Here is a 14,446-nt window from a genome sequence, read left to right on the forward strand (position 1 = left end):
AAAGGGATCGCCTGATGTGCCTGATTGTTTTCGCCTGGCGGCCGGGCCATGCCCAACCGCTGATCGTTGCGGCCAACCGCGATGAGTTCTACGCCCGCCCCAGCCTGCCGCTGGCCCAGTGGCCGGATGCGCCGCACATCTACGCCGGCCGCGATCAGGAAGCGGGCGGCAGTTGGCTTGGGGTGAACGCCGACGGGCGGTTTGCCGCCCTGACCAATATTCGCGACCCGCACCAGCCGCCGGCACGCAAGTCGCGCGGGGAATTAGTGGCGCGCTTTCTTAGTGGATCGCTGCCAATTGACGACTATTTAGCCGACGTTAACGGCCGTTCGATTGAATATGCCGGCTTTAACCTGCTGGTGGGCACGCGCGATCAGCTGTGGCATTACAACGCCAATCAGGCCGAGCCAACGCGGCTGGAGGCCGGGGTTTATGGGTTATCGAATGCCGGGCTGAATACGCCGTGGCCCAAATTGCTCAAAGCCAAGGCGGCGTTGCACGACTTGCTGGAGAACCCGCAGCCGGAGGCGTTGCTGGGGATTTTGAGCGACCCGCAGACCGCGCCGTTTGCCGACCTGCCGGATACCTGCGTGGGGTTGGCAACAGAGAGTTTGTTGTCGAGCGTGTTTATCGCCAGCCCCAGTTATGGGACGCGGGCGAGCACGGCGTTGATTGTGAATGCCGACGGGACGCGGCAGATGGTGGAGCGTAGTTTTGGGCCGTTGGGTGGCCGTCTGGGTGAGGTAGAACTCAACATTTAGCCATACCGCAAAACTAATGTGGGAGCGGGCTTGCTCGCGAATGCGGAGTGTCAGGCACTGAATTTTTGTCTGATATACCGCATTCGCGAGCAAGCCCGCTCCCACATTTTGATCGGCGTCAGGCCCTACAACGTTTTTGCCGAAGCCGGGTTAATCATCCGCGTCAGCCCCAGGTTTTTGAGCGCCAGTTGCAGCGAGCTGTGGATAACTTGCGGGTTGTCGATAGTCATCAGCTCGGCCAGCAACTCCTTGGCCATGCTCAAATTCACCTGGCGCAGCATCCACTTAACCTTCGGCAAGTTGGTGGCGTTCATCGACAGGCTGTCAAAGCCCATCGCCATCAACAGCACCGCTGCCGCCGGGTCACCGGCCATTTCACCGCAAATACTCACCGGCTTGCCTTCGGCGTGGGCGTCGCGCACCACGTGTTGCAGGGCTTGCAGCACCGCCGGGTGCAGGTAGTCGTAGAGGTCGGCCACCCGTGGGTTGTTACGGTCCACGGCCAGCAGGTACTGCGTCAGGTCGTTGGAGCCGACCGAGAGGAAGTCCACCTGCCGCGCCAGCTCTTTAGCCTGGTACACCGCTGCAGGTATTTCGATCATCACGCCAATCGGCGGCATCGGCACATCGGCGCCTTCGTCGCGCACTTCGCCCCAGGCGCGGTGGATCAGGTGCAGGGCTTCTTCCAGCTCATGGGTGCCGGAGATCATCGGCAGCAGGATGCGCAGGTTGTTCAGGCCTTCGCTGGCCTTGAGCATGGCACGGGTTTGTACGAGGAAAATTTCAGGGTGGTCGAGGGTCACGCGAATGCCGCGCCAGCCAAGGAAGGGGTTGTCTTCCTTGATCGGGAAGTAGGACAGTGACTTATCGCCGCCGATGTCCAGGCTGCGCATCGTCACCGGCAACGGGTGGAAGGCGGACAGTTGCTCGCGATAAATCGCCAGCTGCTCCTTCTCACTCGGGAACCGCTGGTTGATCATGAACGGCACTTCGGTGCGGTACAGCCCTACCCCTTCGGCACCACGCTGCTGCGCGCGGGCCACATCGGCGAGCAGGCCGGTGTTAACCAGCAGCGGTACGCGGTGGCCGTCGAGGGTCACGCACGGCAACTCGCGCAGCGAATCGAGGCCCAGTGCCAGCTGTTTCTCTTCTTCCACCACCTCGGCGTATTGCTTGCGCAGCAGCTCGCTGGGGTTGGTGAAGACTTCACCGCGGTGCCCATCAACGATCATGTTGATGCCGTCGACCTTGGAATACGGCAGGTCGACCAGGCCCATGACCGTCGGAATGCCCATGGCCCGGGCCAAAATCGCGACGTGGGAGTTACCCGAACCCAGTACCGAGACCAGGCCCACCAGTTTGCCTTCCGGCACTTCGCCGAGCATGGTGGCGGTCAGCTCTTCACTGATCAGGATGGTGTTGTCGGGGTAAACCAGGTTGGTGGTGCGGTCTTCCTGCAGGTAGGCCAGCAGACGGCGACCAAGGTCGCGTACATCCGAGGCACGCTCGCGCAGGTAGGCGTCGTCCATCAATTCGAAACGGTTGACGTGATCGGTGACCACTTGGCGCAGCGCGCCCTGGGCCCACTGGCCGGTCTTGATCACGGTTTTGACTTCATTACCCAGCGACGCGTCGTCGAGCATCATCTGGTACACGTCGAACAGCGCGCGCTCTTCGGGGCGCAGTTGCGTGGCCAGCTTGGTCGACAGGTTGCGCATGTCGGCGCGCACGCCTTCCAGGGCAGTCTTGAACAGTTTGATTTCGGCGTCGATGTCGTTGACGGTCTTGTCCGGCACCACATCGAGGTCGGCCGGCGGCAGCATCACCACCGCCGTACCCACGGCCGCACCCGGCGAACCCGGTACGCCGACAAACTTGGCTTCCTGGATGCCCTTGCCCTGGCGGCCCAGGCCGCGAATCGAGCCCGTCGCCTCGGCGTGGGCAATAACCCCGGCAAGCTGCGCGCTCATGGTCACGAGGAAGGCTTCTTCACCTTCATCGAACTGGCGGCGCTCTTTTTGCTGGATGACCAACACGCCGACAACGCGGCGGTGGTGAATGATCGGTGCGCCGAGGAACGAGGCGTAGCGCTCTTCGCCGGTTTCGGCAAAGTAGCGATAGCGCGGGTGATCGGCCGCGTTTTCGAGGTTCAGGGGTTCTTCACGCGTCCCCACCAGGCCCACCAGACCTTCATTGGGCGCCATGCTGACCTTGCCGATGGAGCGCTTGTTCAGGCCCTCGGTGGCCATCAGCACAAAACGGTTGGTCTCGGGGTCCAGCAGGTAAACCGAGCAGACCTGGCTGCCCATGGCTTCCTTGACGCGCAACACAATAATCCCCAACGCCGCCTTGAGATCCTTGGCGGAGTTAACTTCCTGGACGATCTTGCGCAGCGTATTGAGCATGGCTCGGGGTCGAACTCCGTCGTCAGTCGCGCGCTAAAAGGCGCGGGGCAAGCTCTTTGAGAGCGCGACGATAAACCTCGCGCTTGAATGTCACCACCTGGCCCAACGGATACCAATAGCTGACCCAACGCCAGCCATCGAACTCCGGTTTACCGGTTAAATCCATCCGCACCCGCTGCTCATTGGAGATCAGGCGCAGGAGAAACCATTTCTGCTTCTGGCCGATGCACAGCGGTTGGCTGTGGGTACGCACCAGGCGTTGCGGCAAACGATAGCGCAACCAGCCACGGGTACAGGCCAGAATTTGCACATCTTCACGCTCAAGGCCGACTTCTTCGTTCAACTCACGGTACAAGGCGTCTTCAGGGGTTTCGTCGGGGTTGATTCCGCCTTGAGGAAACTGCCAGGCATCTTGGTTGATTCGGCGAGCCCATAGCACCTGTCCGGCATCATTCGTAAGAATAATCCCGACATTAGGACGGAAACCATCGGGGTCGATCACGGCAACAACCTCGCAAACGCATGTCGCCGCATTGTTCCACAAAGGTTGTTCCAGCGGCAACGAGGCTTCTTACCTTATGTGCACTCTTGTGAAAAGACCGTATTCTGGACGCCTTTTTACAGACTTTTCAGCGAGTAACTGCAATGCGCCTGGCTTTATTCGACTTGGACAACACGCTTCTGGGGGGTGACAGCGATCACGCCTGGGGCGATTACCTCTGCGAACGCGGGATTCTCGACGCAGTGGCCTACAAGGCCCGCAACGATGAGTTTTACCAGGACTACCTGGCCGGCACGCTGGATAACGCCGAGTATCTGAACTTCTGCCTGGAGATTCTCGGCCGCACCGAGATGGCCCAGTTGAACGAGTGGCGCAACGACTACATGCGTGACTGCATCGAGCCGATCATGCTGCCCCAGGCCGTGGAACTGTTGGCCAAGCACCGCGCCGCCGGCGACAAGCTGGTGATCATCACCGCCACCAACCGCTTCGTTACCGCACCGATTGCCGCACGCCTGGGCGTTGAAACCCTGATCGCCACCGAGTGCGAGATGGAAAATGGCCGTTACACCGGGCGCAGCACCGATGTGCCGTGCTTTCGCGAGGGCAAGGTGACGCGCTTGAATCGCTGGCTGGAAGAGACCGGTTACAGCCTGCAAGACAGCTACTTCTATAGCGATTCGATGAATGATTTGCCGTTGCTGGAGCAAGTGACGCATGCGGTGGCGGTAGATCCGGACCCAAATTTGCGGGCTGAGGCCCAGAAGCGTGGCTGGCCGGTGATTACACTGCGAAGCTGATGGCCCTATCGCAGCATAGGTATCTACGCAACGCTTTGTGTGGTGCTGAGCTTGTGATGGGTTTAGGTAGATTGAGTACATATCCGTTGCTGCGGTAACGGCTTCGTATGGTTCCGCTCTTACAGCGGGTCACTTTTGGCAAACGCCCGGAATGCCGGCCCAGCCAAAAGTAACCAAAAGGTCTCTTGCCCCACCACTCGGTGCCTCGCCTAGGCTCGGCATGCCAGATCAAGATCAAAATCTACAGCACGGCGGCCTAGTAGCCGACCTGAGTGGTTGAAGCAAAAGCAGGGCAACAGCACAGCAAAAACAGATCAGAGGCAGAGCTGCTTTTCTGTGGGAGCTGGCTTGCCTGCGATGCAGGCACCTCGGTACATCAGGCATAGCCAGGTGATGCCTTCGCAGGCAAGCCAGCTCCCACATTTGACCGAGTACACACATCTACCTGATGTACTGAGCTCAAAATGTGGGAGCGGGCTTGCTCGCGAATGCGGTGGGCCATTCACCAGATGCATCAACTGACACACCGCCATCGGGAGCAAGCCCCCTGCCACATTTGACTGAGTTCAGCCTCCAAGATCAGGTCGGCTGTCAGGCCGCCTCGCCTTTGCTTTTGATCTAACCACTCAGGTCGGCTACTAGGCCGCCGTGCTGTAGATCTTGATCTTGATTTTGATCTTAGGCGCCCCGTCAACCACGCTGGCCGAACGCAGGCTTTGGAGCGGGGGTAAACCGGCAGGACGCCGGTTTAGCCGCGCTGGGCCAAGGATGGCCCATCGCGGCGGCCCCCGCTCCAAAGCCTGCGTGAGGGCACACCGAGCCTAAGCGAGGTGCCGAGTGGTGGGGCAAGAGCCTTTTGGTTACTTTTGGGCTCTTTTCAAAAGTGACCCGCTGTAAGAGCGGAACCAATCCAAGCCATCACCCAAATAACGGATATGTACCCAGCGCCCCCCCCACGACAACCACAGCACTCAACCCGAAAAAAGTTGTGTAGATACCTATGCCCATCGCAGGCAAGCCAGCTCCCACACTTGGATGTGTGAATACATTCAAGTGTGGGAACTGGCTTGCCTTCAATAAAGTCGACTCGGTCTTAAGCCCTACATCGGCTTAGCCACCATCAAATAGAAAATCGCCATAAACGCCAGAAACGCCGGCCAGCCCAGGCCAAACCACCAACGCATATAAGTGTTTGCCTTGATCGGCATCGCCGTGCCGTCGCGCAACGCTTGCTCCGCCATCTTGTGCACGCGAATCTGTAGCCACACCACCGGCAGCCAGCAAACCCCGGCCAGGCAATACAGGCCGACGGTCCATTGCAGCCAGCTCTGCTGCATCGACCAACCCGCCAAATGCATCAAGCCAACACCGCTCAAGGGTTGGAACACTGCCGTGGTCGCGGTAAACGCCCAGTCGGCGAACACCAGGTGCTTGAACGTCACGGCGATGACTTCAACGTTGCCGCTGCGCCAAGCGCGCAAGGCGTAGTAAGCCGAGCCTGCGCCCAGCCCAAACAGAATGGTCGACGACAGGATATGCAGGGTTTTCAGCAGCAGGTAGGCGCTCATCGCGACGGTTCTGTCCATAGAAGCCATAAAGTGGCCACCATCAGCACCAGGTTTTTGGCGACGGCGGCATAAGGGTCAAACCAGTAATGGGGCAGAACCAGGCTGATAAACACAGTGTAACCGGCCATCAGCAGCAATTGCAGGATCAGCGCCTGCCTGCGCCAACGCGTCACCAGCAACCCTAAACCCAACAACGCATCGCAGACCGAACCGCCGATCACAGCCAGCGCCGCCCAAGAGCCTTGCACACCCGCCTCGGCCATGATGCGCAGGCCCCAGTCGTAACCCGGGCCGAGGCAGACCGCCGCAGTGCCCAGCCAGATCAGCACCATCACCGCCAGCATCAGCGGGCGAATCGTTTGCTGGCTGCTGATGGCGGCGTTCGGCCAATCGTGCAGGCGCGAGGCCAGCGGCGCGGCGGTATAGCCGCAGACCGAGGCCAGCACCTCAGGGTCGGCCACATTGTCCTGTTGCGCCAGGGCGATACTCTGGCGATTCAGCGCCCGCCAGCCCAGCCGATCACCCAGCCAGCCGCCCAGGCCCAGCAACGGCACTTGCAGGTATCGGCCCCGCCGCCAGCCTTGCGCGGCGCGTAACTGATCGATGACCTGGAACAACCGCAGCGGCTCAGGGCCCACCAACGGCAGTACCATGGATTCGGCCGGCCACCGCCGTAACAGCGCCAACACGGCACCGACCACGTCGTCGATGTGCACGGGCTGCAGCTGGGCATTGAGGTCGAGCAACGGAATCAGCGGCCAGGGCGAAAGCCCGGTCAACCAGCCACTGCTGGTCCCGCCCACGCCCACCACCAATGAAGGCCGCAGCACCACAGCGGTTATGCCCAGGCCGAGCAGATACTCATCCGCCGAGCCTTTGCTGGCCAGGAACGGCACGTCGGATTGCACCGAAGCACCCAGGGCGGAAACCTGCAACACCGGTACACCGCGCCGGGCGGCCAGATCAAACAGCACACGAGCGCCTTGATCCTGTACGCGGCTCACCTCGGCCACATCCACGCTGAGCAGGCCCGCCGCGTTGATCAATAAATCAACAGCGTCAGGGAAAACAAAATGCTCGGGGTCGCCGGCCAACAGGCGAAGGTCCAGCGCACGCCACTCAACCCCCGGCCAACCCTGGCTTCGAGGCTCGCGCGATGTAGCGACCACGCAATGCCCTGCTTGCTGCAAGGCGCGCAACAGATGGCGGCCCACAAACCCTGTGGCGCCGACCAGAAGAATGTTCATGACGCTCCTTTAGACCGGCTTGGCGCCCATCAACCCGGCAATCGCCACAAACCCCACCAGGCTGACCACCGCCAGCGCCAAGGTGAAATTCAGGCTGCCGCCGCCGCCCAAGCGCAGGCGATTAAGCCGCGCCACCAGCCAGAACCAGGCCAGCGCCGCCACGGTGTAGAGGATGCTGGAGCCCAGAATCCAGGTTTGCCCAAGCGGCCAGCCGACCAAGTGCACGAGCCACCAGCCGGTAAACGGCATGCTGACCACGCAAATACCCATCAGCAACCACACAAACGCCCACGGGCGTTGCACGGTAACCGCCGCGCCGGCACTACGTTTGCGCCAGGCCAGTACCGCCAGGCCCAGGCCGCTGAGCAGCAGCAACACGGTGGCGGTGATGTGGATAACTTTCAGGGTGGTCAGCGTTTCCATGGTCTCGATTCCTTAAAGGCCGCTCAGTCAGCGTAGTCGCTCAACCGAGGAACAGCTGGTAGGCCGGGTTTTCGCTCTCATCCCAATACGGGTAGCCGATCTGCGCCAACGCGGCCGGCACCAGGTGGCGCTCGTCCGCCGGCACTTGCAGGCCGGCGACCACACGGCCGTCGGCCGCGCCGTGGTTGCGATAGTGGAACATCGAGATGTTCCAGCGCCCGCCTAATTTGTTAAGAAAGTTGAACAGCGCGCCCGGACGTTCCGGGAATTCGAAACGGAACACCAACTCATCGCTGACTTTCGCCGCATGCCCGCCGACCATATGACGAATGTGCAACTTGGCCAGTTCGTTTTCGGTCAGGTCCAGCACCGGGAAACCCTGGCTGGTGAGGCTGGCGATCAGCGCGCTGCGCGGGTCGTTTTCCGGGTGGGTCTGCACGCCAACGAAGATGTGCGCCTCGCGGCCGGAGTGGTAGCGGTAGTTGAATTCAGTGATCTGGCGCTTGCCCACGGCCTCGCAAAAGGCCTTGAAGCTGCCCGGCTGCTCGGGGATGGTCACGGCGATGATAGCTTCGCGGCCCTCACCCAGCTCGGCGCGCTCGGCCACATGGCGCAGGCGGTCGAAGTTGACGTTGGCGCCGGAGTCGATGGCCACCAGGGTTTGCCCGGTAATGCCCCGCGTCTCAACGTACTTCTTGATCCCCGCCACACCCAATGCACCGGCCGGCTCGGTGATCGAGCGGGTGTCGTCGTAGATGTCCTTGATCGCCGCGCAGATTTCATCGGTGCTGACGGTGATCACTTCGTCCACATAGTCTTTGCAGATGTCGAAGGTGTGCTGGCCGATCTGTGCCACCGCCACGCCATCGGCGAAGATGCCGACGGTCGGCAATACCACGCGCTCGCCCGCGGCCATGGCGGCTTGCAGGCAGTTGGAGTCGTCCGGCTCGACGCCGATGATCTTGATTTCCGGGCGCAGGTATTTCACGTACGCCGCGATCCCTGCGATCAGCCCGCCGCCGCCCACCGGCACAAAAATCGCGTCCAGCGGCCCTGGGTGCTGGCGCAGAATCTCCATCGCCACGGTGCCCTGCCCGGCAATGGTGTGCGGATCATCATAGGGGTGAATGTAGACGTAGCCTTTTTCGTCGACCAGTTTCAGCGAGTAGGCCAGGGCTTCCGGGAAGGAATCACCGTGCAGCACCACTTTGCCGCCACGCGAACGCACGCCTTCGACCTTGATTTCCGGGGTAGTCTTGGGCATCACGATGGTGGCCTTGACCCCCAGCACCTTGGCCGCCAGGGCCAGGCCCTGGGCATGGTTGCCGGCAGACGCGGTGACCACGCCGCGCGCGCGCTCCTCCAAGCTCAGCTGGGTCAGCTTGTTGTAAGCGCCCCGAATCTTGAACGAGAACACCGGCTGCAAGTCTTCACGTTTGAGCCAGACCTTGTTGCCGAGGCGCTCGGAGAGCTGGCGAGCGGTCTGCAATGGGGTTTCGACGGCCACGTCGTAAACGCGCGAGGTGAGGATCTTTTTGACGTACTGTTCAAGCATCGGCGGGTATCACTGAGCAGGTTGGGCAGGGCCAAGGAGTCTAACCCAGCGTTTGGCCGGGCGACCACACGAATCCCGAGGTTTTGTTGGGTTATACTCGCCGCCCTCGATAACTCCCCGCCCGTTCCGGAGCCCGCATGACCCAGGATCAACTCAAACAGGCAGTGGCCCAGGCCGCCGTCGATTTAATCCTTCCTAAACTCGACGACAAGAGCATCGTCGGTGTTGGCACCGGCTCCACCGCCAACTGCTTTATCGATGCGCTGGCCCAGCACAAAGGCGCGTTCGACGGCGCCGTGGCCAGCTCCGAAGCCACCGCCGCACGCCTCAAGGGCCATGGCATTCCCGTGTACGAGCTCAACACCGTGAGCGACCTGGAGTTCTACGTCGACGGCGCCGATGAAAGCGACGAACACCTGAACCTGATCAAAGGCGGCGGCGCAGCCCTGACCCGCGAGAAGATCGTTGCCGCCGTGGCCAAGACCTTCATCTGCATCGCCGACGCCAGCAAGCTGGTGCCGGTACTCGGCGCGTTCCCGCTGCCGGTGGAAGTGATCCCGATGGCCCGCAGCCACGTGGCCCGCGAGCTGGTGAAACTGGGCGGCGACCCGGTGTACCGCGAAGGCGTGTTGACCGACAACGGCAATATCATCATCGACGTGTTCAACATGCAGATCACCAACCCGGTTGAGCTGGAAACCCAGATCAATGCGATCGTGGGCGTGGTCACCAATGGCTTGTTCGCTGCGCGTCCGGCTGATGTGTTGCTGCTGGGCACTTCTGAAGGTGTGAAAACCCTCAAGGCCTAAAAACACCGCGAATCCCCCAGTGGGAGCCGGGTTTGTGTGGGAGCGGGCTTGCTCGCGAATGCGGTGTGTCAGTCGCTGGATCAGTTGCCTGACACACCGTCTTCGCGAGCAAGCCCGCTCCCACATTTGCTATGTGCTGACCTCGATATTTATGTAACAAATACGCTACCTTTCGCTGCACCCCTCGCCAAAATCGTGCGCCACATCACGACATGTCACGCCTCAATCAGTATCAAATCCGTTACAAATTACAGCCAAGCGACCCACGCGTTTAACAATGCGCCACTTCGCAATCGCCCAGGGAATGAGGCGCGCATTGTGCAATGGGTCTGGGCTTGAACATCCCCATCACCTCAAGGACGACCTTGTGATAAAGCCCCTAGCCCTCGCAATCAGCGTTGTCGGCAGCCTGCTGTCGACCCACACCCAGGCCTACGATTACGGCCAGCACGCCAACACCACCCTGGAAACGCTGATCAACGACTACCCCGGCCGGTATCGCGGCACCGCCAATTTCAACGGGGCCGCGGATTGGATGCAGAGCCAGATGGGTTCGGCCTACAGTCTCAGTCGCCAGAACTTCACCTGGAACAACGGCAGTCGCGCCTCGCAAAACGTGGTGGCCTACGCCGCCGGCACCAAGGCGCAGTACGTGGTGATTGGCGCGCATTTCGACACCTACTTCGGCCGCCCGACCTTGCAAGGCCTGGACGACAACGGCTCCGGCGCCAGTGTGCTGACCGAAGTGGCGAAGAACCTCGGCGGATTGCAGTTGGAAAACGGCCTGCAGATCGTCGGCTTCGGCGCAGAAGAAGAAGGCCTGCGCGGCTCAAAGGCGTTTGTCGACTCACTCAGCGCCAGCCAACGCGCAAACATGCTGGCGATGATCAACCTCGACAGCCTGATCACCGGCGACATGATGTATGCCCACGCCGGCCAGAACAGCACCGCCAACCCCGCCTTGGCGTCATTGCGCGAGCACGCTTTGCAGATTGCCAAGGAGCTGAACATCCCACTGTTCACCAACCCGGGCCTGGACCCGCAATACCCCAAGGGCACCGGCTGCTGCAGCGATGGCGAGTCTTTCGAGCCGCTGAACATTCCGATTCTGTATATAGAGGCCACCCACTGGGAGCTGGGCGACCTCGATGGCTACACCCAGACCAACAACCCAAAAATCCCCGGCGGCTCCACCTGGCACGACCCTGCTGAAGACAACAAGACTGTGCTCACCGACGCCTTCGGCCAGGCGCGTATCGACCAGCGCCTGCGCGACTATTCGCGCCTGCTCAGCCGCCTGGTGCTGGAGCTGACCAACGCCGACCTGATGGCCTCGACCGCTTCGGGCGGCGCCGTTGCGCGCAACATGCAAGACAATCTGCAGCGTCAACACCAAGCCATGGTGCGCCTGCATGATCGCCGCTGGCTGACCTTGCAAGCGGCCAGCCGCGAGGTCGGCAGCTTCGATGGCGAAATCGGCGTGGACGGCGAATACACCCCGGACAGCGGCTTCGACAGCCCGCTCAACCGTAGCGCCCGCAGCCTTGGCGTGCATGCGCTCGGCGACTATCAACTCAGTTCAAGCCTGAACATCGGTGCCAGCCTGAGCTACCTCAACGGTCGCGACACACTTGAGCACCGCGGCAAACTCGACAGTGACACCTGGCAGGCTGCGGTCTACGCCTTGCTCAACGACGGTGGGCCAAGCTGGCTGGCCGGCGACCTGAGCGCTGGCCGTACGCGGTTCGACGCCAAGCGCAACCTGCTGATCCAGGCCAACGGCGGCCCAGTGCTGCTCAACCAGCAACTGAACGGTAACACTGACGCCCTGACGTTGGGTGCACGGGTGCTGGGCGGATATGACTTCGACGTCGGCGCGATCAAGAGCGGGCCGTTTGCCGGCCTGGATTACAGCCACTCGCGCATCGATAAATTCCACGAGAAACAAAACCTGCGCACGGCGCTGGAGTATGAAGAGCAAGCCTTCGATTCCCTGGAAGCCAGCCTCGGTTGGCGCGTGCGCGGCGCAGTCGCCCTGCCCTATGGCTTGAGCCTGCTGCCTTACGGCGACCTCGCTTGGGTCAAGGAGTTGGCTGACGGGCGCCTCGACGACCTGCAATTGACCGCCCGCGCCGATGGCCAAGCGCGCACCGCCAAGCTGGGCTCAGTGGACAAGCGCTTTGGCCGCGCACAAATCGGCAGCCAGTTGGCGATCACCCCTCAACTGGGCGTTTACGCCGAAGTGAACAGCCGCCTGGGGCATGCCGAGGGCAGCCAGACTGGCTATTCGCTGGGTGTGCAATGGGTGTTCTGATCAGGGCTTCTTGAACACGTAAAACAGGTTCGGCTCGCTGACCAGGTACAAGCTGCCTTCGTCGTCCATGGCGATGCCTTCGGCCTGAGGCACACGCTTTTGCAGACCATGGCGCCCGTTGAGCAGAGAAAGACTGCTCAGCGGGCGACCGTCGATGTCCAGCTCCAACACCAGAAACGACTCATCCGACAGCGCCAACAGATGGCCGCTGCGCTCGTCGTATTGCAGGCTCGACAGGTCGCGCACAAACAGCCCGGCATCGCGCTTGGGGTTGTTGATCACGTGCACCGAGTAGGTTTTTTCCGGCTTGAAATGCGGGAAACCGTGGACCTCGTAGATCAGCATCGGGTCGCGCTCCTTGGCCACGAACAGGCGTTTACCTACCGAGTCGTACGCCAGGCCCTCGAAACCCTTGTTACCACCGATGTGCACACCCAAGGTCATCTGCTCTGCGTCGGCGGCGTCGAGGAACTGCGTGTCGTCATTCACATGCACCTTGATCAGCCGCTGCTGGGCTTCATCGCTGATGACGTAGATGTTGTCGCTGATGAACTCCACCGCCTCGGCATCACCAAAGCCCACCAGCGGAATGCGCCGCAGGATCTTGCCGTCCAGGGACAGCTCGACCAGCTCGGCATTTTTGTTGGTGACGGTAAACAGGCTTTTGCGCACCGGGTCGTAGGTGAGGGCCGAGACATCATCGTCGAGGCCCTCGATGACCTTGGCCTCGAGGCTGACGCGGTAATCGGCCAAGCCGATGGAGCGCTGATCGGCTGGCTGGCGCCAGGCCTGCCAGTTAAACCAGGCGCGTTCGAACAGGCGAAATTGCTGTGCGACCACCCCGGCAGCCACCAAGGCGATCAGCAACACAATGAAAAACGCGGGTTTGGGGCGGGCAAATCGACGCATCAGGGCAGCTCGAAGTCAAAAAGTGGCGAATGAATATCACGCCTGTCTGAATTTAAACTTAAACGCTGCCGAATGTCGGGCGAATGCCGCTATTGGAGAAATACCCGACGCAATCGTGGGTTATTTCTGCTTTTCGAAACGGTAAAACAGGTTCGGCTCACTGACCATGTACAAGGTGCCGCTGTCATCCATGGTCACGCCCTCAGCACGCGGAATGGTGTGCTTGAGGCCGTTGAAGCCGCCGAGCAGGGTCATGAAGCTGACTTGCTCGCCCTTTTCATCCAACTCCAGCAACAGATGGGAGTCGGCCGACAACACCAGCAAGTGCCCGGTGCGCGGGTCGACGGCCAGGGCCGAGAGGTTGCGCATGTCCAGCTCGGTGCTGGCGACTTTTTGCTTGTCGCCCGTCAGCGTGGCGCCATCGCTTTTCCAGGTGAACAGCGCCGGTGGACGCTCTTCGCCGAGCACGATCTGCTGGTTGCGCTTGTCCCAGGTGATGCCTTCAAAAGCCTTATTCTGGTCTTTGGACGGGCCCAGGTCGTAGGTCTTGAAGTCAGCAATATTCAGTTGTTGGGTGCCGGCGTCGACTTTCACCACGGTGAGCGTGTGCATGCGCTCATCGACAATGGCCATCCAGCCGTTCTCCATCATCGTCAGGCCTTCCGGGTTGTTCCAGCCATTAAGTGGCATCTTGCGCAGCACGTCGCCCTGCAGGCTCAACTCCACCAGGAATGGGTTTTTGCCCATGACGGAAAACAGGGTTTTGGTCTGCGGGTTGTAGGCCAGGTCCGAAGCCTCGTCCTTCTCCATGCCGGGCAGCAATTTGCCGTCGATGACCGCGTGGTAGTCAGGCAGCCAGACGCTGGCCTGTTGCTCGGCCGGCGACTCAAAGCGCTCCGCCACCCACAGCACGCCACGATCATCCCAATGCATGAGCCAGGCGACGCCATACACAATCGCTCCGGCCAGGAACAGCCAGGAATACCAGCGCAAGGCAACACGTGAACGGGGCTTGGGTGTAGCGGTGGGCAAAGTCACGGCCATTGAGCGCTTTTCCGGAAAGTCAGCGTTAGGTGATAGCACAGGATCAACGGGCCCGCGCGCAGGAGGCTGAGGATTATCCGGATGGTGTGTGAAAAAAATGCAAAAGCCG

General features: G+C 61.1%; 12 protein-coding genes. 4 read left to right on the top strand and 8 right to left on the bottom strand.

Annotated elements, in window-relative coordinates; genetic code table 11:
- The first annotated feature begins 14 nt into the window (after positions 1–14).
- Entirely contained in the window at positions 15–761 is a 747-nt protein-coding gene (locus ACA065_RS29120) for an NRDE family protein (RefSeq protein ID WP_497692551.1), read from the top strand.
- 125 nt (positions 762–886) lie between these two features.
- Here the strand turns inward: ACA065_RS29120 and ptsP are convergent, their stop codons facing one another.
- Positions 887–3,166: a phosphoenolpyruvate--protein phosphotransferase gene (gene ptsP / locus ACA065_RS29125; protein WP_497692552.1), complete on the bottom strand. Its 2,280-nt coding sequence runs from the start codon at positions 3,164–3,166 to the stop codon at positions 887–889.
- 22 nt (positions 3,167–3,188) lie between these two features.
- On the bottom strand, positions 3,189–3,668 hold the full coding sequence (locus ACA065_RS29130; protein WP_003176750.1) for an RNA pyrophosphohydrolase: 480 nt from the start codon (positions 3,666–3,668) through the stop codon (positions 3,189–3,191).
- 143 nt (positions 3,669–3,811) lie between these two features.
- On the opposite strand from ACA065_RS29130, the gene ACA065_RS29135 reads away from it, so the two are divergent.
- The gene (locus ACA065_RS29135) at positions 3,812–4,468 is read left to right on the top strand and encodes a histidinol-phosphatase (protein WP_497692553.1); all 657 of its coding nucleotides are present in this window, start codon (positions 3,812–3,814) and stop codon (positions 4,466–4,468) included.
- Positions 4,469–5,568: 1,100 nt separating this feature from the next.
- On the opposite strand, the gene ACA065_RS29140 is transcribed toward ACA065_RS29135, so the two are convergent.
- Genes ACA065_RS29140 through ilvA form a run of 4 tightly spaced genes read right to left on the bottom strand, consistent with a single transcriptional unit; the run spans position 5,569 to position 9,261 of the window.
- Positions 5,569–6,036, bottom strand: coding sequence for a DUF2269 family protein (locus tag ACA065_RS29140; RefSeq protein WP_497695435.1), 468 nt, complete (start codon positions 6,034–6,036; stop codon positions 5,569–5,571).
- Positions 6,033–7,283, bottom strand: coding sequence for an SDR family oxidoreductase (locus ACA065_RS29145; RefSeq protein ID WP_497692554.1), 1,251 nt, complete (start codon positions 7,281–7,283; stop codon positions 6,033–6,035). Before ACA065_RS29145 ends, ACA065_RS29140 begins: the two co-directional genes overlap by 4 nt.
- 9 nt (positions 7,284–7,292) lie before the next feature.
- Positions 7,293–7,706, bottom strand: coding sequence for a DUF2269 family protein (locus ACA065_RS29150; protein WP_497692555.1), 414 nt, complete (start codon positions 7,704–7,706; stop codon positions 7,293–7,295).
- A gap of 40 nt (positions 7,707–7,746) precedes the next feature.
- Positions 7,747–9,261 carry a threonine ammonia-lyase, biosynthetic gene (gene ilvA, locus ACA065_RS29155; RefSeq protein ID WP_083356252.1) on the bottom strand — a complete coding sequence of 505 codons (1,515 nt, stop codon included), beginning with the start codon at positions 9,259–9,261 and terminating at the stop codon, positions 7,747–7,749.
- 137 nt (positions 9,262–9,398) lie between these two features.
- On the opposite strand from ilvA, the gene rpiA reads away from it, so the two are divergent.
- Positions 9,399–10,070 (top strand): ribose-5-phosphate isomerase RpiA, encoded by a 672-nt coding sequence (rpiA, locus tag ACA065_RS29160; RefSeq protein WP_005792336.1) that lies wholly within the window; start codon positions 9,399–9,401, stop codon positions 10,068–10,070.
- A gap of 367 nt (positions 10,071–10,437) precedes the next feature.
- A complete protein-coding gene (locus ACA065_RS29165; protein WP_497692556.1) occupies positions 10,438–12,384 on the top strand; it encodes an autotransporter domain-containing protein in 1,947 nt (648 codons plus the stop codon).
- On the opposite strand, the gene ACA065_RS29170 is transcribed toward ACA065_RS29165, so the two are convergent.
- Together ACA065_RS29170 and ACA065_RS29175 are read right to left on the bottom strand one after the other, a co-directional pair.
- Positions 12,385–13,293 (bottom strand): SdiA-regulated domain-containing protein, encoded by a 909-nt coding sequence (locus tag ACA065_RS29170; RefSeq protein ID WP_497692557.1) that lies wholly within the window; start codon positions 13,291–13,293, stop codon positions 12,385–12,387.
- Between the two features lie 120 nt (positions 13,294–13,413).
- Positions 13,414–14,337: an SdiA-regulated domain-containing protein gene (locus tag ACA065_RS29175; protein ID WP_497692558.1), complete on the bottom strand. Its 924-nt coding sequence runs from the start codon at positions 14,335–14,337 to the stop codon at positions 13,414–13,416.
- Positions 14,338–14,446: the final 109 nt, after the last annotated feature.

This window comes from Pseudomonas sp. LBUM1640 (genome assembly GCF_059716225.1).

What these genes read in the sequence shown, in the direction of transcription:
- ACA065_RS29170 (WP_497692557.1), bottom strand. Translation starts at nt 13,293, where the DNA reads ATGCGTCGATTTGCCCGCCCCAAACCCGCGTTTTTCATTGTGTTGCTG.
- ilvA (WP_083356252.1), bottom strand. Translation starts at nt 9,261, where the DNA reads ATGCTTGAACAGTACGTCAAAAAGATCCTCACCTCGCGCGTTTACGAC.
- ACA065_RS29175 (WP_497692558.1), bottom strand. Translation starts at nt 14,337, where the DNA reads ATGGCCGTGACTTTGCCCACCGCTACACCCAAGCCCCGTTCACGTGTT.
- ACA065_RS29145 (WP_497692554.1), bottom strand. Translation starts at nt 7,283, where the DNA reads ATGAACATTCTTCTGGTCGGCGCCACAGGGTTTGTGGGCCGCCATCTG.
- ptsP (WP_497692552.1), bottom strand. Translation starts at nt 3,166, where the DNA reads ATGCTCAATACGCTGCGCAAGATCGTCCAGGAAGTTAACTCCGCCAAG.
- ACA065_RS29135 (WP_497692553.1), top strand. Translation starts at nt 3,812, where the DNA reads ATGCGCCTGGCTTTATTCGACTTGGACAACACGCTTCTGGGGGGTGAC.
- ACA065_RS29120 (WP_497692551.1), top strand. Translation starts at nt 15, where the DNA reads ATGTGCCTGATTGTTTTCGCCTGGCGGCCGGGCCATGCCCAACCGCTG.
- ACA065_RS29140 (WP_497695435.1), bottom strand. Translation starts at nt 6,036, where the DNA reads ATGAGCGCCTACCTGCTGCTGAAAACCCTGCATATCCTGTCGTCGACC.
- rpiA (WP_005792336.1), top strand. Translation starts at nt 9,399, where the DNA reads ATGACCCAGGATCAACTCAAACAGGCAGTGGCCCAGGCCGCCGTCGAT.
- ACA065_RS29150 (WP_497692555.1), bottom strand. Translation starts at nt 7,706, where the DNA reads ATGGAAACGCTGACCACCCTGAAAGTTATCCACATCACCGCCACCGTG.